This window comes from Pseudomonas sp. D1HM, from assembly GCF_019266105.1.
In the GTDB taxonomy this organism is placed as follows: Bacteria; Pseudomonadota; Gammaproteobacteria; order Pseudomonadales; family Pseudomonadaceae; genus Aquipseudomonas; species Aquipseudomonas taetrolens.
Genome location: NZ_LRMN01000020.1, coordinates 161,845 through 180,338, shown reverse-complemented (window position 1 = coordinate 180,338; position 18,494 = coordinate 161,845). Strand labels below are relative to the sequence as shown.

The window sequence follows — 18,494 nt, the reverse complement described above, 5'->3', positions numbered from 1 at the left end:
TCCCTCAGCCGCCAGCCCGGCGGGTGACGGACAGGGATTTACCGCTGGCGCGCACAAAAAAACCGGCACCAGGCCGGTTTTTTTGCGGGTTCAGGTCGCTCAGTCGAGCATTGCCACATGCCGCGGATGGCTGGCCACACGCGCCAGCCAGGCCTGAATCGCCGGGTAGCCGCTCAGGTCAAAGCCACCTTGATGCGCCACATGGGTGTACGCGTACAGGGTCACGTCCGCAATCGAGTAGTGCTCACCCACCAGGTACGGCGTACGCGCCAGCTGTTGCTCCATCACGGTCAGCGCCCGGTAGCCCCGCTTTTGCAGCTTGCGGTATTCCTCAAGCCGCTCTTCAGGCAACCCCAGATAGAACTGAATGAACCTGGCCACCGCGATGTAAGGCTCATGGCTGTATTGCTCGAAAAACTGCCACTGCAAGACCTGAGTGCGTAAACGCGCCTCTGACGGCAAGAACTCGCTGCCGTCAGCCAGGTAGTTGAGAATCGCATTGGACTCCCACAGGCAGGTGCCGTCTTCCAGTTCCACGACCGGAACTTTGCCGTTCGGGTTTTTCGCGAGGAATTCCGGGGTCTCTGTTTCGCCCTTGAGGATGTCCACCGGCAGCCACTCATACTCAAGCCCGAGCAAATGCAGCATCAGCTTGATTTTGTAGCAGTTCCCCGAATTGTAATCGCCATAAACCTTGAGCATCGTGACTCCTTCAAGCTGCCTGGGCAGCCTGTGCCTGGCGGATCACGTTGGCCAGACGCTTGAGGCCCTCGTGCAAACGCGCAGGATCAATGTGGCTGAAGTTCAAGCGCAAACTGCCAGTGTTCTGGTCCGGCTCGGCAAAGAACGGTTCGCCCGGCATGAACGCAACGTTTTGCTCCAGCGCAGGCTTGAGCAAGGTACGGGTGTCCAGAGGCTGTTTGAGGGTCAGCCAGAAAAATAACCCGCCCTGCGGCACGTGCCAGTCGGCCAGATCCGAAAAGTGCTCTTCCAGCGCCAGTTGAAACCCGTCGCGGCGTACGCGATAGAAATCACGCAGCTCCGCCAGGTGAGCCCGCATTTTCTCAGTGCCGATCCACTGCAAGGCTTGCCATTGTCCGATACGGTTGGTGTGCAGGTCGGCCGATTGCTTGAGGCGCAACAGATGCGGGAACAAGTCCGGGCTGGAAATCAGGAAACCGACACGCAAACCTGGCAGCAGGGTTTTGGACACGGTGCCGGTGTAGATCCAGCTGGCTTTCTTCAGGCGGCTGACAATCGGGGTCGCACTGCCGCCGTCAAAGTTCAGCTCACGGTACGGCTCGTCTTCGATCAGGGTTACACCGAACTCGTCGAGCAAGGCGGCAACAGCGTCACGCTTGGCTTCGCTGTAGCGTACGGCGGACGGGTTCTGGAAGGTCGGGATCAGGTAGATGAACGCCGGGTTGTGTTTTTCCAGCTCGCGACGCAGCGCGGCCAGATCCGGGCCATCCGCCTGCAGCGGGAAGCTCAGGCATTCGGCACCGAACAGTTGGAAAATTTGCAGCGCCGCCAGGTAGGTCGGAGCTTCGAGCATGATCTCGGTGCCCTTGTCGATGTACAGCTTGGCGGCCAGATCGAGCGCCTGTTGCGAACCGCTGAGCACCATAACCTGGCTCGCATCGCAATCAACACCCAAGGCGCGGGCCTCGGCTGCCAGCACTTCACGCAGTGCCGGCTCGCCTTCGCTCATGCCGTACTGGCCCATTGAGGCGGGCATGTCGCTCCAGTCGACCTTGGGCAACATCGCTTCTGCCGGCAGGCCGCCAGCAAAAGACATGACTTCCGGACGTTGGGCCGCAGCCAGAATTTCGCGAATCAAAGAGCTTTTCAGGCGGGAAACACGTTCGGAGAAGGCCATACAGATCACCGGTAGCGGAAGTAATTGGAAATAAGTCAAACTGATTGACCGAAATTACGCCGCGAAACCTAGATACGTCAATATGCTTGACCTTAAAAATCCGACCACTCAGCGCGCCGCCATGGAAGCCTTCTTCTTTGGCTATCAAGCATTTACCGCCAAAGCGGATGAGATGCTGGCCCGTCGCGGGCTCAGTCGGGTGCATCAGCGCATTGTGTTTTTTATCGCCCACCACCCCGGTTTGAGCGTCAAGGAGCTGCTGACCTTGCTGGGCGTCAGCAAGCAGGCGCTGAACACGCCCTTGCGTCAACTGATCGAAATGAACCTGGTACGCAGCGTGGCTCCCGAGACCGACAAGCGCAAACGCCTGCTGGAATTGACGATGGATGGCGTGCGCTTCGAAAAAAACCTTCGGAGCGAGCAGGTCAGGCTGCTGCAACGGGTCTTCGGCCAGGCCGGTGAAGAAGCCGTGAACGGCTGGCTGGCGATCAATCAGGCCCTCGGACAAAGTCGTTTGTCCTGAACCCGCTAAGCCCAGCCCCAATAACTGAAAACAATACTTGCTTTATTTGTATACAAACGCATAAATCACTTGGCCCGGCAATGGCGCAGGGCGTTTGTACATGGAGGAAGTGATGAGTCTGGAAACCTGGCTGCTGTTCAGCAGCGCCGCCCTGGTGGTCATCCTGATCCCCGGGCCCTTGTCGTTACTGATGATCAGCAACAGCTTGAACTACGGCTTGCGTCGCTCGTACCCTGCGTTCTTGGGCGGAGTGATCGCTTCGATCTGCTTGCTCAGCGCCTCGGCACTGGGGCTGGGTGCCTTGTTGCTGGCCTCGGAGCAATGGTTCAGCGCGCTCAAAATCGCGGGTGCGCTGTACCTGTTCTACCTGGCCTGGCAAAGCTGGAAGCAATCGCGACAGCCGGCCACGGCAGCACACGTACCTGAAGCTGCACCCAAACCGCGCTTTAGTGCCCTGTTTGGGCGCGCTTTTGTGCTCGGCGCCAGCAATCCAAAAGACATTCTGTTCTTTGCCGCGTTTTTGCCGCAGTTCCTCAACCCTGACCAGCCCTTCTTCCCGCAATTGCTGGTGATGATTGCCACCTGGACCGTACTCGACCTGCTGTGCAAGCTGGCTTATGGTCTTGGCGCCCATGAGGCCGCAGGTTACCTGCGCAGCGGCAAGGGCCAGGGCTGGTTCAACCGGATCAGCGCCGGACTGTTCAGCCTGGCCGGTACCGCGTCCCTGCTGAGCCGCTAACCATTGATACCCCTCTGCAGGAGCGAGCGTGCTCGCGATGCCTGAGTGATTTCCGTCAGGCTATCGCGACCAGCCTCGCCCCGGCAGGCCTGAAGTATTCACGCAAAAAAAAGCCCGCAGTGTGAGCGGGCAAAAACCACATGCGCAGATCGAAAGAACGCTAACTTCCGCGATAGGTCGAGTAGCTGTAAGGCGAGATCAGCAGCGGCACGTGGTAATGCGACTGCTCGGCATTGATGCCGAAACGCAACACCACCACATCCAGAAATGCCGGTTCCGGCAACTCAACACCGCGGGCGCGGTAATAATCCCCTGCACTGAACTGCAACTGATAAACCCCGGAGCGGTAGTCATCGCCTTCCAGCAGTGGCGTATCACAACGACCATCGCTGTTGGTCAGCACCGTGGCCACCCGCGTCAGCTGTGAACCTTCAACCCGGTAGAGCTCGACCTTGATCGAGCTGCCAGGGCAACCGTGTGCGGCATCCAAAACGTGAGTAGTCAAACGTCCCATTGATTCTGCGTGCCTGACCGGTGATCACCGGCCCAGGCCTCGCGCCTCCTGAAGTCAATTGATAAGAGTCACCGTAAAAGGCCGCCATCCCCTCTGAATACTCAGGTCTGCGGCAATGTCACGATTAAGACATTTATAAAAAAAATTGTACACAATTAAAATGGCAATTTTCCACAGCCCTTGCGTGGTACGCCCCGCAGCCTTTTATCCACCAAAGCCGCAGAGACCATAGACTTTATATTCATAAGCTGACCAATCAGGCAGGTTTCTTGCAAGTACCTTTTCGGCACAGGACATGATAAAAATGCAAAAAAACAGGCTTACAAAGTGTTTATAAAGTTGTATACAATCAGGCCATCGCAGTGACGCCAGGTCTGGCCGATCGACTGTTAACACGAACAATAAGGAAGACTGTTGTGAGCGCTGACTACCCACGCGACCTGATTGGTTACGGTCCCACCCCTCCGCACCCGCATTGGCCGGACAACGCCCGTATCGCCCTTTCGTTTGTACTCAATTACGAAGAAGGCGGTGAGCGCAACATCCTCCATGGCGACAAAGAATCTGAAGCCTTCCTCTCGGAAATGGTCTCGGCGCAACCGCTGCAAGGCGAGCGCAACATGAGCATGGAATCGCTTTACGAATACGGTAGCCGCGCCGGTGTCTGGCGTGTGCTCAAGCTGTTTCGCGAGTTCGATATTCCACTCACCGTCTTCGCCGTCGCGATGGCCGCCCAGCGCCATCCGGACGTCATTCGGGCCATGGTCGCTGCAGGGCACGAGATTTGCAGCCACGGTTACCGTTGGATCGACTACCAGTACATGGATGAAGCCCAGGAGCGTGAACACATGCTCGAGGCCATTCGCATCCTCACCGAAATCAGCGGCGAGCGTCCGCTGGGCTGGTACACCGGCCGCACGGGGCCCAACACCCGGCGCCTGGTCATGGAAGAAGGCGGCTTTATGTACGACTCGGACACCTATGACGATGACCTGCCGTACTGGGAGCCGAACAACCCGACCGGCAAGCCGCACCTGGTGATCCCGTACACCCTCGACACCAACGACATGCGCTTCACCCAAGTACAGGGCTTCAATACCGGCGAGCAGTTTTTCCAGTACCTCAAGGATGCTTTCGATGTGCTTTATGCCGAAGGTGCCGAGGCCCCGAAAATGCTCTCGATCGGCTTGCATTGCCGCTTGATCGGGCGCCCTGCCCGCCTCGCGGCCCTCAAGCGTTTTATTGAATACGCCAAGGGGCATGAGCAGGTGTGGTTCACCCGCCGGATCGATATTGCCCGCCACTGGCAAGCTACCCACCCTTTTAATGCAGAGGCCTCGAAATGAGCCGCTTCAAGACCCTCACGCCTTCGACCTTGAGCCGCGAAGCGTTCGTCGAGACCTTTGCCGATATCTACGAGCACTCGCCCTGGGTCGCGGAAAAGGCCTGGGACCTGGGCCTGGATGCCAGCGTCGATCAGATCGAGCGCCTGCACCAGCGCATGAGTGACATTTTGTTGAGCGCCGATCACGCCAGCCAGCTGGCGCTGATCAATGCTCACCCGGACCTGGCCGGCAAAGCGGCTGTCCAGGGCCAACTGACCGAAGCCAGCACTCATGAACAAGCGGGCGCCGGTATTCACCAATGCACGGCCGAAGAGTTCCAGCGCTTCACCGAGCTGAACGAAGCCTACAAAGCCAAGTTCAAGTTTCCCTTCATCATGGCGGTAAAAGGCAGCGACCGGCACCAGATCCTCGCCGCGTTCGAGACACGTATCCACAACCCGGCAGACGCCGAGTTCAACTGCGCGTTGGCAGAAATCAACAAAATCGCCCTGTTCCGATTACTCCAGCTCTAAGCCAAGCCGGCACCTGCCGGAGACGCATCTCCAGCCACTTATTTAAAGGCAGACAAGAAGAATGAAAGCTTACGCCGTACCTTTCGAGAAGTTCGTTAACCTGGCCGACGCCCGTCTGGGCACCAAGATTATCTCGGTGACCGATGACTGGTTCGCTGACGCCAACCGGATGTTCCAGCCGACCCCGGCCGTATGGAAGGAGGGCGTTTTCGATGATAACGGCAAGTGGATGGACGGCTGGGAGTCACGCCGCAAGCGCTTCGAAGGCTACGACAGCGCAGTGATCCGCCTGGGCGTACCCGGCTCGATCAAAGGCGTGGACATCGACACTTCATTCTTCACCGGCAACTTCCCGCCGTCTGCTTCACTCGAAGCCTGCTTCCTGGCCTCGGGCGAACCTACCGACACCACCGAATGGGTTGAAGTACTGTCGGCCGTCGAGCTGCAAGGCAACAGCCATCACTACCACGAGATCAACAATGACCAGGCGTTCAGTCACCTGCGTTTCAATATCTACCCGGACGGCGGTGTAGCGCGTCTGCGGGTGTATGGCGTGCCGTTCCGTGACTGGACCGCCGTAGGCGACAACGAACTGGTCGACCTGGCAGCCGCTCTGAATGGTGGCCGCGCCCTCGCCTGCTCCGATGAACACTTCGGCCGCATGAGCAACATCCTCAACCCGGGCCGAGGCATCAACATGGGCGACGGCTGGGAAACCGCACGCCGCCGTACGCCGGGCAACGACTGGGTCATCGTCGCATTGGGCCATGCCGGCGAGATCGAAAAAATCGTCGTCGACACCCTGCACTTCAAAGGCAACTACCCGGACAGCTGCTCGATCCAGGGCGCATTTGTCAAAGGCGGCACCGACAGCCAGATCGAAACCCAAAGCCTGTTCTGGCGTGAATTGCTGCCGAGCCAAAAGCTCGAAATGCACGAAGAGCACAGTTTCAGCGAACAGATCAAAGCCCTGGGCCCGATCACTCATATTCGCCTGAACCTGTTCCCGGACGGTGGTGTGAGCCGCCTGCGCATCCTGGGCAAAATCGCAAAATAATGCCGCAACTGTAACCGCTGTCGCAGTCTTGGGCAGCGGCTACAGAACACGGGCACGCACGACCGGACACCTGACAGAAACCAGAAAAAGAAGACCACCATGCGCACATTGATGATTGAACCGCTGACCAAAGAAGCCTTCGCCCCTTTCGGTGATGTGATTGAAACCGACGGCAGCGACCACTTCATGATCAATAACGGTTCGACCATGCGCTTTCATCGTCTGGCCGAAGTGGAAACAGCGACGCCGGAAGACAAAGCCATCATCAGCATTTTCCGCGCCGATGCGCAGGACATGCCGTTCACCGTGTGCATGCTGGAGCGCCATCCGCTGGGCAGCCAGGCTTTTATCCCGCTGCTCGGCAACCCCTTTCTGATCGTGGTCGCGCCACTTGGCGATGCACCTGTATCAGGCTTGGTCCGCGCCTTTGTCAGTAATGGCAGGCAGGGCATTAATTACCATCGCGGCGTCTGGCACCACCCGGTGCTGACGATCGAAAAGCGGGATGACTTCCTGGTGGTTGATCGCAGTGGCGCAGGCAATAACTGCGATGAGCATTTCTTCAAAGAGGATGAGCGATTGATCCTCGCCCCCCACCAATAAGAGAAGGCCCTGACCCTCACGCCAGCGAGCATGAGTGACGGGCAAGAGGTAGCGACTGTGGAAGCACATCTAATGGAATGGCTGAATCTGAGCGTGCGCTGGATTCATATGATTACCGGTGTGGCCTGGATTGGCGCGTCGTTTTACTTTGTCTGGCTCGAGAACAACCTCAATCGGGCCAACCCCAAAGACGGCCTGGCCGGCGATTTATGGGCCATTCACGGCGGTGGTATTTATCACCTCGAAAAATACAAGCTGGCTCCACCGACCATGCCGGACAACCTGCACTGGTTTAAGTGGGAAGCCTATTTCACCTGGATGTCAGGCATCGCCTTGTTATGCCTGGTGTTCTACTTCAACCCGGCGCTGTACCTGATTGCTCCCGGCAGCAGCCTGAGCGGCCCGGAAGCCGTCGCGATCGGCATTGGATCGTTGGTTGCGGGCTGGTTCGTTTATGACTTTCTGTGCGACTCGGCACTGGGCAAACGCCCGGCGCTGCTCGGCTTTATTCTGTTTGTGTTGCTGGTGGCTGCGGCGTTCGCCCTGAGCAAGGTGTTCAGCGGGCGCGGTGCGTACCTGCATGTGGGCGCCATCATCGGCACCATCATGGTCGGCAACGTGTTCCGCATCATCATGCCGGCCCAGCGTGCGCTGGTCGCCGCGATCAAGGAAGGTCGCAGCCCCGATCCGGCCCTGCCCGCCAAAGGTTTGCTGCGCTCGCGGCACAATAACTACTTCACCCTTCCGGTGCTGTTCATCATGATCAGCAACCACTTTCCGAGCACCTACGGCAGCGCCTACAACTGGCTGATCCTGGCCGGAATCGCGGTTCTGGCAGTGCTGGTGCGGCATTACTTCAACACCCGCCACGACAGCCACAAATATGCGTGGACCTTACCGGTCGCGGCACTGAGCATGATCTGCCTGGCCTATGTCACGGGGCCAAAACCTGTATCCGATGCACCCGAGACGGCCAAGGTAATCAAGTATCAGCCCCTCCCGGCAACAGCCGTCGGCGGTGTCAAACCGCAAGCCGGCCCTGCGCCTGAAGCGACGCCCGAACCTGCAGCGCCGGTGGCCACTGTCGACTTCGAAAAGGTTCACCTGGTGATCCAGGAGCGCTGCACCGTGTGTCATTCCGCCAAACCCACCAGCCCGTTGTTCAGCACGGCTCCGGCAGGCGTGATGTTCGACACGGCGCAACAGATCCAGTTGATGGCGCCGCGAATTCAGGCCCAGGCGGTGACCAGCCAGATCATGCCGGTGGGCAACATTACCCAGATGACTCAACAGGAACGCGACCTGATCGGTGCCTGGGTCAAAACCGGAGCTTCTACTCACTGACGTACACGCTGCTGCGTGGCCGCCGCGGTTGTGCGGCCGCGTCGCCATTACACCACTAGCTCACAAAAATAAAAAAGACCGAGGTGTTGCATGTCCGAATTAACCGAACCGCGCATACCCGCCGTGACCGCGCCGCCGCCGATTCAGCGGCTGCCGTTGTTGCAATTGATACTGGTCGGTTTACAGCATGTGTTGTTGATGTACGGAGGCGCTGTCGCGGTGCCGCTGATTATCGGGCAAGCCGCCGGCCTGAGCCGTGAGGAAATCGCCTTCCTGATCAACGCCGACCTGCTGGTGGCAGGGGTCGCAACCATCGTGCAATCCATGGGCATCGGGCCTATGGGCATTCGCATGCCGGTGATGATGGGCGCCAGTTTTGCCGCGGTCGGCAGCATGGTGGCCATGGCCGGAATGCCGGGTATCGGCATGACCGGGATCTTTGGTGCAACCATTGCCGCCGGTTTCTTCGGGATGATCATCGCGCCCTTCATGTCCAAAATCGTGCGCTTCTTCCCGCCTCTGGTGACGGGCACGGTGATTACCTCGATCGGTTTGTCGCTGTTCCCGGTGGCGGTGAACTGGGCCGGCGGTGGCAGTACAGCCGTCCAGTTCGGCTCACCGTTGTACCTGTCCATTGCCGCACTGGTACTGGCCACCATCTTGCTGATCAATCGCTTCCTGCGCGGTTTCTGGGTCAACATCTCGGTACTGATCGGCATGGCGCTGGGGTATGTGCTGTCCGGTGCGCTGGGTATGGTCGATCTCTCCGGCATCGGCCAGGCGCCGTGGTTCCAGATCGTCACGCCGCTGCACTTCGGTATGCCTGAGTTCCATCTGGCGCCGATCCTGTCCATGTGTCTGGTGGTGGTGATCATTTTCGTCGAGTCCACCGGGATGTTTCTGGCACTGGGTAAAATCACCGGCCAGGAAGTCACCCCGCGCATGCTGCGCCGCGGCTTGCTGTGTGATGCCGGCGCATCGTTCCTGGCCGGTTTCTTCAACACCTTCACCCACTCTTCCTTCGCCCAGAACATCGGTCTGGTGCAAATGACCGGCGTACGCTGCCGCTCGGTGACCATCATGGCCGGGGTGTTTTTGATTACCCTCAGCCTGCTGCCTAAAGCGGCCTTTCTGGTGGCTTCGATTCCGCCCGCGGTATTGGGCGGCGCAGCCATTGCCATGTTCGGCATGGTGGCCGCCACCGGGATCAAAATCCTCCAGGAAGCCGATATTGCCGACCGCCGCAATCAACTGCTGGTGGCCGTCAGCATTGGCATGGGTCTGATCCCCGTCGTACGTCCGGAGTTCTTCGCTCACCTGCCGATGTGGATGGGCCCCATCACCCACAGCGGTATCGCCATGGCCGCTGTCAGCGCTGTCAGCCTGAACCTGATGTTCAACGTTCTGGGCGGTGCCGAGCGCGCTGCAATGAGCGGTCACGTGCATCAACTCTAAAACTGGCACAGCACCCGCCGGCTGAGATCACACGCTTGAAGGTCGCAACCGGCGGCATCTCCTGACGGAGCATGCACGCGCGTTTCAGTAAAACAATAATAAAAAGGGAATGACCCATGAACTGCAAACACTGGGGCGTTACGCTCGCGGGTGGGCTTTTGGCTGCCGGTCAAGCCATGGCCGGATATCTGTTTTTGTGGCAGACCAACAGCCTGACCTACCTCTACGGCAAAAACTTTGCGATCAACCCTTCGATCCAGCAAACGATGACCTTTGAACACGCCGACAAATGGAAGTACGGCGATAACTTCTTGTTCGTCGACCGCATTTTCTACAATGGCAAAGCGGATCCGAACAAGGGGCCGCACACCTACTACGGCGAGTTCAGCCCCCGGCTCTCGTTCGGCAAGATTCTCGATCAGAAGCTCGAGTTCGGGCCGATCAAGGACGTGTTGCTGGCCATGACCTACGAATACGGCGAAGGTGACAGCGAGGCTTATCTGATCGGCCCCGGCTTCGACCTGGCAGTGCCTGGCTTCAATTACTTCACCCTTAACTTCTATCGCCGCCACACCGAAGGGCCACGTCCGGGCACAGGCGTCTGGCAGATCACTCCGTCGTTTTCCTACAGCATCCCAATGGGGCGCTCCAACCTGCTGATCGACGGCTACATCGATTGGGTGGTCGACAACGATCAAAACTCACGCGGCACCTACCACGCCAACCTGCACATTAATCCGCAGATCAAATATGACCTGGGCAAAGCGCTGCGCCTGGGGGACAAGCAGTTGTATGTCGGTATTGAATACAGCTATTGGAAAGACAAATACGGCATCGAAAACAGCCACCGGCTGGACACCCACCAAAACACCGCCAGCGCCCTGATCAAAGTCCACTTCTGATTCAAACCCTGCGCCCGCCCTGTCATTGCCCACCCCGCACAATGACAGGGCGCTTGAGTGCAAGCGCCAGAGCCAGTATTCTCCGCGGCCGCTCAATAGCCGACACTGTTTTAAAGCTGACTTTAAAGCCAACTTTATATCTTTAACTCAACGAGTTACGGCCTTTTATCGCCCTGTTTCATGCCCCGGCCAAATAATGGCTGTGGGCCTTTGACAGGCATGGCCCGGTACTTGCTGTCAGCTATAAAACTGACCGTTTGGGCAAGTTTTAAAGCCGTCTATAAAACATCGGGAACCAAGATGCCTATCCAGAGCGTCGTGTTCTTTTAAGCGCAAAACCTTATTTTTTTTGGAGCAACCGAATGAACCGTACCTTGACCAGCCTGATGCTTGCGGGAGGCTTGCTGGGCGGGACTCCGGCCGTCGCCGGCGACCTGTTGCAATGGCAAACCAACAGCCTGACGTACTTGTGGGGCAAGAACTTCAAGGTGAATCCGGCGATTCAACAAACTGTGACCTTCGAGCATGCTGACAGCTGGAAGTACGGCGACAACTTCTTCTTTCTGGATCGTATTTTTTACAACGCCAAAGAAGACGGCAACCTGGGCCCTAATACTTATTACGGCGAATTCACCCCCCGCCTGTCGATGGGCAAAATCTTCGATCAGAAGTTTGAGTTTGGCCCGATCAAAGACGTCTTGCTGGCCATGACCTACGAGTTTGGTGAAGGCGACTCCGACGCTTACCTGATCGGCCCGGGTTTTGACCTCAACGTGCCGGGGTTCGATTACTTCCAGTTGAACTTCTACAAGCGCTTCCCTGAAGGCAACCGTGCCGGCAAAGGCGTTTGGCAGATCACACCGGTGTGGTCCTACACCCTGCCCGTGGGCAACTCAGATGTGCTGATTGACGGCTACATGGACTGGGTGGTCGACAACGACCAGAACTCGCGCGGCACTTACCACGCCAACCTGCACTTCAACCCACAGATCAAATATGACCTGGGCAAGGCCTTGAGCTGGGGCGATAAACAGCTGTATGTCGGTATCGAATACGACTACTGGAAAAACAAGTACGGCATTGAAGACAGCGGTGCTTTCACCACCAACCAGAACACGGCAAGCCTGCTGGTGAAATACCACTTCTGATGCGTCCGCCTCAGCCGGCCAAGTCCGGCTGAGGCGCCTGCAGTATGCCGTTCAACATCAACTCAAGACTGTCCAGCGCTGCCACCAGGCGCTGTGGCGGGTGATTGTCCCCGGCAATCCAGAAGGATGCATCCATCAGCCCGCCCTGGATCAAGCGCGCCAGCGCTTCAGGGTCGGTGCGTCGCACCACCCGGGTGTCCATCAAGTCCTGGAGCATCGCCGCCAGGGATGAACTGCACTCCGACTGACTGCTCTGCAAGTATTCCGAACCCAGCACCGACGGCGCATCGCGCAGCATGATCCGCTGCACCTCGACCTCCAGCGCCATCTCCAAAAACATCCGGCAGCGCCCCTTGAACCCCTCCCATGGGCTCAACGCTTGCTCGAACACCTGTGCCAGTTGAGCATCCAGCTCGACATCCAGTTGCTGCACCACGGCCAGCAGCAAGCCTTTTTTATCGCCAAAATGGTGGTACAACGCCCCACGGGTCAGCCCGACAGACGCCGTCAGCTCATCCATCGAGGTCTGGGCATAGCCCACTGAGCCAAACGCCTGACGCGCAGCCTCCAGCAACTTGGCACGGGTTTCTTCAATCATTTGCGAGCGAGCTTTGGGGGCCATGTTCGCCTCCTTTTTTTGGGATACGTGGCGTATGTTAATTGACATACGCCACGTATGCGTATATTTCTGCATACGCTGCGTATGTGACGTAGCTCCAATACCGTAGGCGCGAGCTTGCTGTGATGCATTCAGCCCGATTTCAATCGACGACGCGCTGATACACTCGCAGCCCCCGCGTCCACACCTTTTATTGTTGTGGAGCTTCAATGGCTAATCCTTATCGCGAGATTTTCAGCGCCCCGGGCAGCAAGGCCTTTTGTGCTGCAGGCCTGATCGCACGCATGCCGATTTCCATGACCGGGATCGGCATCATTACCCTGCTGGCTCAACTGCACGGTTCGTATTGGCTGGCCGGTGCTGTGGCGGCGACCTTTGCCCTGGCGATGGCGCTGATCGCGCCCCAGATCTCGCGCTGGGTCGACCGCTACGGACAAGGCCGGGTACTGCCGGGCGTTACCGCACTTGGGGTGGGCGGGCTGTTGGCGCTGCTGCTGTGCAGCCATTTGGGCACTCCGGACTGGACCCTGTTCGTGTGTGCAGCTTTGGCCGGTTTTATTCCCAGCATGCCGGCGATGGTGCGGGCGCGCTGGACAGAGCTGTACCGCGGCTCACCCAAACTGCACACGGCCTTTTCGCTGGAGTCGGTGCTCGATGAGGTCAGCTTTATCGTCGGACCGCCTATTTCGGTGGGGCTCAGCGTGGCGGTATTCCCTCAGGCCGGGCCCCTGGCAGCAGCGATTCTGCTGGCCATCGGCGTGACCGCCTTTGTCATGCAGCGCAAAACCGAACCCCCGGTACATCCGCGCAGCACTGAACATCAAGGCACGGTGCTGCGTCAGGGGGCGGTGGTTATCTTGCTGATGGTGCTGCTGGGCATGGGCACCATTGTCGGCACCGTGGATGTGGTCAGCGTGGCGTTTGCTCAACAGCAAGGCCAGCCCGCCGCGGCGAGCATTGTGCTGTCCGTGTACGCGCTGGGTTCGTGCATCGTCGGGCTGGTGTTTGGCACCTTGAAGCTCAACATGCCGTTGCCCAAGCTGTTCTTGCTGGGGGCATTGGCCACCGCCGTTGCCGTCGTGCCGCTGATGTGGGTCAACAGCATCACCACCCTGGCCGTGGCGATGTTTGTCGCCGGGCTATTTTTCGCGCCGACGTTGATCACGGCCATGGGCCTGGTGGAAAACATCGTGCCGGCGGCCAAACTGACCGAGGGCCTGACCTGGATGATTACCGGCCTGGGCATCGGTGTTGCCCTGGGCGCCGTTGTTGGCGGCTGGGTCATCGACGCCTATGGCGCACAGGCCGGTTTCGCCGTGTCACTGGCGGCGGGGGGCGGGATGCTGCTGTTCGCTATATCGGGTTACCGCTTGCTGCAAAACAGCACCCTGCCCCGCACCCTCGTAACGCACTAGCCTTTAACGGCACGCCAGAGTTTGCTCACCGCCATCACCCCGACCAACACCACTGCGCCGGCAATAATGCCGGCCACGGCGTTGAGCAAGGTCGGCACAATGACCGACACCACACTCAACCACTGGGCGCTGTGCTGAGCGACACCTTCGATCCAGTGGTGCACCACCGGCACACCGTGGGTCAGGATGCTGCCACCGACCATGAACATGGCCGCCGTACCGATCACCGACAGGCTTTTCATCATGTACGGCGCGGTGTTCAGCACACCCCGGCCAAAACTGCGCTGGGCCCGGGTCCAGAGGCCTTCACCGGTCTTCTGGCTCAAGTACAGGCCGCCATCATCGAGCTTGACGATGCCACCCACCAGGCCATAGACACCAATGGTCATTACGATCGCGATGCCGGACAACACGATCACTTGTTGCATCAAGGGCGCATCGGCCACCGTGCCCAGGGTGATGGCAATGATCTCGGCTGACAGAATGAAGTCGGTGCGCACAGCGCCTTTGATCTTGTCTTTTTCAAAGGCCACCAGGTCGATTTCGGGGTCGACAACCGCCTCGTGCAGGGCTTGTCGCTCACCTTGTTCTTCAGCGGCACTGTGAAGAAACTTGTGCGCGAGTTTTTCGAACCCTTCAAAGCACAGATAAGCACCGCCGACCATCAACAGCGGGATCACCGCCCAGGGTGCAAAAGCGCTGATGGCCAGCGCCGCCGGGACCAGAATCAGCTTATTGAGAAACGAACCTTTGGCCACCGCCCACACCACCGGCAATTCCCGCTCGGCCCTGACCCCCGACACCTGCTGCGCATTGAGCGCCAGGTCATCACCCAGCACCCCCGCGGTCTTTTTGGCGGCCATTTTGGTCATCAGCGCGACGTCGTCGAGTACGGCGGCGATATCGTCGAGCAACATCAGCAAACTGCTGCCTGCCATGGAGAAGATCCTTTCCTGAATGAATGGCGCTAAGCATAGCGCGTGCCAGCCTCGCAGCGACAATCTTGAGACGCTTGCAAGCCCGGTGCTACCATGGCCGACCGCCCAAACAGGCAAGGAAATATCGGGTTTATGAGCAGTATCCGCGAACGTAATAAACAACTGATTTTGCGTGCCGCCAGCGAAGAATTCGCCGACAAGGGTTTCGCGGCCAGCAAGACCAGCGACATTGCGGCCAAGGCAGGCGTGCCCAAGCCCAATGTTTATTACTACTTCAAATCCAAGGAAAACCTCTATCGCGAGGTGCTTGAAAGCATCATCGACCCGATTCTGCGAGCCTCGACGCCATTCAATGCCGACGGCGAGCCGAACGAAGTGCTGAGTGGCTACATCCGCTCCAAAATCCTCATTTCACGCGACCTGCCTTTTGCGTCCAAGGTATTCGCCAGCGAAATCATGCATGGCGCCCCGCACCTGAGCGAAAGTCAGGTGGAACTGCTCAACGCACAAGCCCGGCATAACATCGACTGCATCCAGATCTGGATCGACCGTGGCCAGATCGCCCCGATCGACCCGCATCACCTGATGTTCAGCATCTGGGCGGCCACCCAGACCTACGCCGACTTCGACTGGCAAATCTCCGCCATCACCGGCAAAGCCAAACTTGAAGACAGCGACTACGAAGCCGCGACCCAAACCATCATCCGCATGGTATTGAAAGGCTGCGCACCCGACTGACAGACCCCGCCCCTGTAGCAGCCAAGCGTGCTCGCGATAGCAGCACCGCGTTTTAGCAGGCGTACCGCATCGCTTGAATCGCGAGCAAGCTCGCTCCTACAGAAACGTAGAGCGATAGCAGCACCGCGTTTTAGCAGGCGTACCGCGTCGCTTGAATCGCGAGCAAGCTCGCTCCTACAGAAACGAGAAACACTGAGCGATGGCACCTCCCCATCCCTGCAGGCGTCGGGCTTGTTCGCTAAATCACCACTCCCGCATCCGCTCGCAGGCCTTGGGCTTCTATCGCGCTGATCGCGCATTGCTCGTCGATGTCCGAGGTGTCGCCGCTGATGCCAATCGCGCCGATTACATGACCCGCTTCGTCACGTATCAAGACCCCGCCCGGTGCCGGTACTACGTCGCTCTGCCCCATGCCATTGAGCGCGGCAAAAAATGCCGGCCGTTGCTGTGCATCCAGCGCCAGTAACCGCGAGCCCTTGCCCAGTGCAACCGCGCCCCAGGCCTTGCCGATTGCAATCGAGGGGCGCAACAGGCTGGCACCGTCTTCACGTTGCAACGCCAGTAAATGCCCACCGCTATCCAGCACCGCCACTGTTAACGGTGCCGCGTTTATCTGGCGCCCGGCGCCCAGGGCCTGGGCGGTCAGGTTTAAAGCGACTTTCAAGGTTAAAGCACTCATGGTTGCTGTCCTTATCTTGTTATGGAAAGCCTTTTGCCGGCCATTCAAGGCGCCGCAGATCGCAATAATAGATCACAATTCACAATAGTTATGTATACAATTTTCGTCATCAATTAAACAACATTTACCCTTAAGCGCTGCAATGCGGGGCTTAAAGCCTTCGCCTCATTCGACCGATAAAACCGATTGACCGATACACCGGAGCATGAATACACTCGACTCACAGCCACTTGTATACAATTACAAAACGTAAGAGGCACAAAGCAATGAGCAAAATGAGAGCAATCGAAGCCGCCGTTTTGGTGATGCGTCGCGAAGGTGTCAACACTGCATTCGGTATCCCGGGCGCCGCCATCAACCCGCTGTACTCGGCCCTGCAAAAGGTCGGGGGCATCGATCACGTCCTTGCTCGCCACGTCGAAGGCGCCTCGCACATGGCTGAGGGGTATACCCGCACCAAGGCCGGCAATATTGGGGTGTGCATCGGCACTTCCGGGCCGGCGGGCACCGACATGGTGACCGGCCTGTACAGCGCCAGCGCCGACTCCATCCCGATTCTGTGCATCACCGGCCAGGCACCCCGGGCCCGGATGCACAAGGAAGACTTCCAGGCCGTCGACATCACCAGCATCGTCAAGCCCGTGACCAAGTGGGCGACCACCGTACTGGAGCCGGGCCAGGTGCCCTACGCTTTCCAGAAAGCCTTTTACGAAATGCGTTCCGGCCGCCCCGGCCCGGTATTGATCGACCTGCCTTTTGACGTGCAAATGGCAGAAATCGAGTTCGATATCGACGCTTATGAGCCGCTACCCCTGGCCAAGCCCTCGGCGACGCGGACCCAGGTAGAAAAAGCTCTGGCCCTGCTCAATCAGGCCGAGCGGCCGCTGCTGGTCAGCGGCGGCGGCGTGATCAACGCCGATGCCAGCGAACTGCTGGTTGAGTTCGCCGAGCTGACCGGCATCCCGGTGATCCCGACGCTCATGGGCTGGGGCACCATTGCCGATGATCACCCGCTGATGGTGGGCATGGTCGGTCTGCAAACCTCCCACCGCTACGGCAACGCCACCCTGCTTGAATCCGACGTGGTGCTGGGCATCGGTAACCGCTGGGCGAACCGCCACACCGGCTCAGTCGAGGTCTACACCCAAGGCCGCACCTTTATTCACGTCGATATCGAGCCGACGCAAATCGGCCGGGTCTTCACGCCGGATCTGGGCATCGTTTCCGATGCGGGACTGGCACTGAAGGTGTTCCTCGAGGTTGCCCGCGAATGGAAAGCCGCCGGCAAGCTGAAAAACCGCAGCGCCTGGCTACAAGCTTGCCAGCAACGCAAAGCCACCCTGCACCGCAAGACTCACTTCGACAATGTGCCGGTCAAGCCACAACGCGTGTACGAAGAGATGAACCAGGTCTTCGGTAAAGACACCTGTTATGTGAGCACCATCGGTTTGTCGCAGATTGCCGGTGCGCAATTCCTGCACGTTTACAAGCCGCGTCACTGGATCAACTGCGGTCAGGCCGGCCCGCTGGGCTGGACCATTCCCGCCGCACTGGGCGTGGTCAAGGCCGACCCGAACCGCAATGTCGTGGCATTGTCGGGCGACTACGACTTCCAGTTCATGATTGAAGAGCTGGCGGTGGGCGCTCAATTCAACCTGCCGTATATCCACGTAGTGGTGAACAACTCCTACCTGGGGCTTATTCGCCAGGCGCAGCGTGGTTTCGAAATGGACTACTGCGTGCAGTTGTCTTTCGACAACCTGAATGCCCCTGAACTCAACGGCTATGGCGTCGATCACGTGGCGGTCGCACAAGGTCTGGGCTGCAAGGCGCTGCGCGTGTTCGAGCCCGGCCAGATCCAGCCTGCCCTGCGCCAGGCACAAGAGCTGATCAAAGAGTTCCGCGTGCCGGTGGTGGTGGAAATCATTCTGGAGCGCGTGACCAATATCTCGATGGGCACTGAAATCAACGCCGTGAATGAGTTTGAAGACTTGGCGCTGGTAGGTAACGATGCACCGACCGCCATTTCGATGCTGGATTAATCTCAGGTCAATCCGCCGCGCAAGCGTTGCCGAGATCTGAA

19 protein-coding genes are annotated in these 18,494 nt (G+C 58.6%); 13 read left to right on the top strand and 6 right to left on the bottom strand.

All coding sequences use genetic code 11. The features are described 5' to 3' along the window. Positions 1-99: 99 nt before the first annotated feature. Together AWM69_RS19695 and AWM69_RS19690 are read right to left on the bottom strand one after the other, a co-directional pair. Entirely contained in the window at positions 100-702 is a 603-nt protein-coding gene (locus tag AWM69_RS19695; RefSeq protein WP_131654453.1) for a glutathione S-transferase family protein, read from the bottom strand. A 10-nt stretch (positions 703-712) separates the two neighbouring features. Beyond that, positions 713-1,879: a PLP-dependent aminotransferase family protein gene (locus AWM69_RS19690; protein WP_131654454.1), complete on the bottom strand. Its 1,167-nt coding sequence runs from the start codon at positions 1,877-1,879 to the stop codon at positions 713-715. 82 nt (positions 1,880-1,961) lie between these two features. On the opposite strand from AWM69_RS19690, the gene AWM69_RS19685 reads away from it, so the two are divergent. Together AWM69_RS19685 and AWM69_RS19680 are read left to right on the top strand one after the other, a co-directional pair. Continuing rightward, positions 1,962-2,402 carry a MarR family winged helix-turn-helix transcriptional regulator gene (locus AWM69_RS19685; RefSeq protein WP_218728061.1) on the top strand — a complete coding sequence of 147 codons (441 nt, stop codon included), beginning with the start codon at positions 1,962-1,964 and terminating at the stop codon, positions 2,400-2,402. 112 nt (positions 2,403-2,514) lie between these two features. Further along, entirely contained in the window at positions 2,515-3,141 is a 627-nt protein-coding gene (locus AWM69_RS19680) for a LysE family translocator (protein WP_218728059.1), read from the top strand. A gap of 160 nt (positions 3,142-3,301) precedes the next feature. On the opposite strand, the gene uraH is transcribed toward AWM69_RS19680, so the two are convergent. Continuing rightward, a complete protein-coding gene (gene uraH / locus AWM69_RS19675) occupies positions 3,302-3,655 on the bottom strand; it encodes a hydroxyisourate hydrolase (RefSeq protein WP_131654456.1) in 354 nt (117 codons plus the stop codon). 416 nt (positions 3,656-4,071) lie between these two features. On the opposite strand from uraH, the gene puuE reads away from it, so the two are divergent. The 8 genes from puuE (at position 4,072) to AWM69_RS19635 (ending at position 12,022) form a co-directional block, all read left to right on the top strand. Beyond that, the gene (puuE, locus tag AWM69_RS19670; protein WP_048383079.1) at positions 4,072-5,001 is read left to right on the top strand and encodes an allantoinase PuuE; all 930 of its coding nucleotides are present in this window, start codon (positions 4,072-4,074) and stop codon (positions 4,999-5,001) included. Continuing rightward, positions 4,998-5,513, top strand: a complete 516-nt coding sequence (uraD, locus tag AWM69_RS19665) for a 2-oxo-4-hydroxy-4-carboxy-5-ureidoimidazoline decarboxylase (RefSeq protein WP_218728057.1) — start codon at positions 4,998-5,000, stop codon at positions 5,511-5,513. The genes puuE and uraD overlap by 4 nt, the downstream gene beginning before the upstream one ends. Positions 5,514-5,574: 61 nt before the next feature. Continuing rightward, positions 5,575-6,570, top strand: a complete 996-nt coding sequence (gene alc / locus AWM69_RS19660; RefSeq protein ID WP_131654458.1) for an allantoicase — start codon at positions 5,575-5,577, stop codon at positions 6,568-6,570. Between the two features lie 99 nt (positions 6,571-6,669). Next, a complete protein-coding gene (locus tag AWM69_RS19655; protein WP_048383076.1) occupies positions 6,670-7,173 on the top strand; it encodes an ureidoglycolate lyase in 504 nt (167 codons plus the stop codon). Between the two features lie 57 nt (positions 7,174-7,230). Continuing rightward, positions 7,231-8,517: a urate hydroxylase PuuD gene (locus AWM69_RS19650; protein ID WP_218728055.1), complete on the top strand. Its 1,287-nt coding sequence runs from the start codon at positions 7,231-7,233 to the stop codon at positions 8,515-8,517. A 90-nt stretch (positions 8,518-8,607) separates the two neighbouring features. Further along, the gene (locus tag AWM69_RS19645) at positions 8,608-9,972 is read left to right on the top strand and encodes a nucleobase:cation symporter-2 family protein (protein ID WP_131654461.1); all 1,365 of its coding nucleotides are present in this window, start codon (positions 8,608-8,610) and stop codon (positions 9,970-9,972) included. Between the two features lie 116 nt (positions 9,973-10,088). After that, positions 10,089-10,874 (top strand): outer membrane protein OmpK, encoded by a 786-nt coding sequence (locus AWM69_RS19640; protein ID WP_218728053.1) that lies wholly within the window; start codon positions 10,089-10,091, stop codon positions 10,872-10,874. Between the two features lie 362 nt (positions 10,875-11,236). Continuing rightward, positions 11,237-12,022 carry an outer membrane protein OmpK gene (locus tag AWM69_RS19635; protein WP_131654463.1) on the top strand — a complete coding sequence of 262 codons (786 nt, stop codon included), beginning with the start codon at positions 11,237-11,239 and terminating at the stop codon, positions 12,020-12,022. 10 nt (positions 12,023-12,032) lie between these two features. Here the strand turns inward: AWM69_RS19635 and AWM69_RS19630 are convergent, their stop codons facing one another. Next, positions 12,033-12,644 (bottom strand): TetR/AcrR family transcriptional regulator, encoded by a 612-nt coding sequence (locus AWM69_RS19630; protein WP_218728051.1) that lies wholly within the window; start codon positions 12,642-12,644, stop codon positions 12,033-12,035. A gap of 206 nt (positions 12,645-12,850) precedes the next feature. On the opposite strand from AWM69_RS19630, the gene AWM69_RS19625 reads away from it, so the two are divergent. Then, on the top strand, positions 12,851-14,056 hold the full coding sequence (locus tag AWM69_RS19625) for an MFS transporter (protein WP_131654465.1): 1,206 nt from the start codon (positions 12,851-12,853) through the stop codon (positions 14,054-14,056). Here AWM69_RS19625 and AWM69_RS19620 read toward each other — a convergent pair. Then, positions 14,053-14,994, bottom strand: a complete 942-nt coding sequence (locus AWM69_RS19620) for a DUF808 domain-containing protein (RefSeq protein ID WP_048383069.1) — start codon at positions 14,992-14,994, stop codon at positions 14,053-14,055. The genes AWM69_RS19625 and AWM69_RS19620 overlap by 4 nt on opposite strands. A 132-nt stretch (positions 14,995-15,126) precedes the next feature. On the opposite strand from AWM69_RS19620, the gene AWM69_RS19615 reads away from it, so the two are divergent. After that, the gene (locus tag AWM69_RS19615; RefSeq protein ID WP_048383068.1) at positions 15,127-15,732 is read left to right on the top strand and encodes a TetR/AcrR family transcriptional regulator; all 606 of its coding nucleotides are present in this window, start codon (positions 15,127-15,129) and stop codon (positions 15,730-15,732) included. Positions 15,733-15,970: 238 nt separating this feature from the next. On the opposite strand, the gene AWM69_RS19610 is transcribed toward AWM69_RS19615, so the two are convergent. Next, a complete protein-coding gene (locus tag AWM69_RS19610) occupies positions 15,971-16,411 on the bottom strand; it encodes a heme-binding protein (protein WP_218728050.1) in 441 nt (146 codons plus the stop codon). A gap of 266 nt (positions 16,412-16,677) precedes the next feature. Here AWM69_RS19610 and gcl point away from each other — a divergent pair, with 266 nt between their 5' ends. Further along, a complete protein-coding gene (gene gcl, locus AWM69_RS19605) occupies positions 16,678-18,453 on the top strand; it encodes a glyoxylate carboligase (protein WP_131654468.1) in 1,776 nt (591 codons plus the stop codon). Positions 18,454-18,494 lie beyond the last annotated feature (41 nt).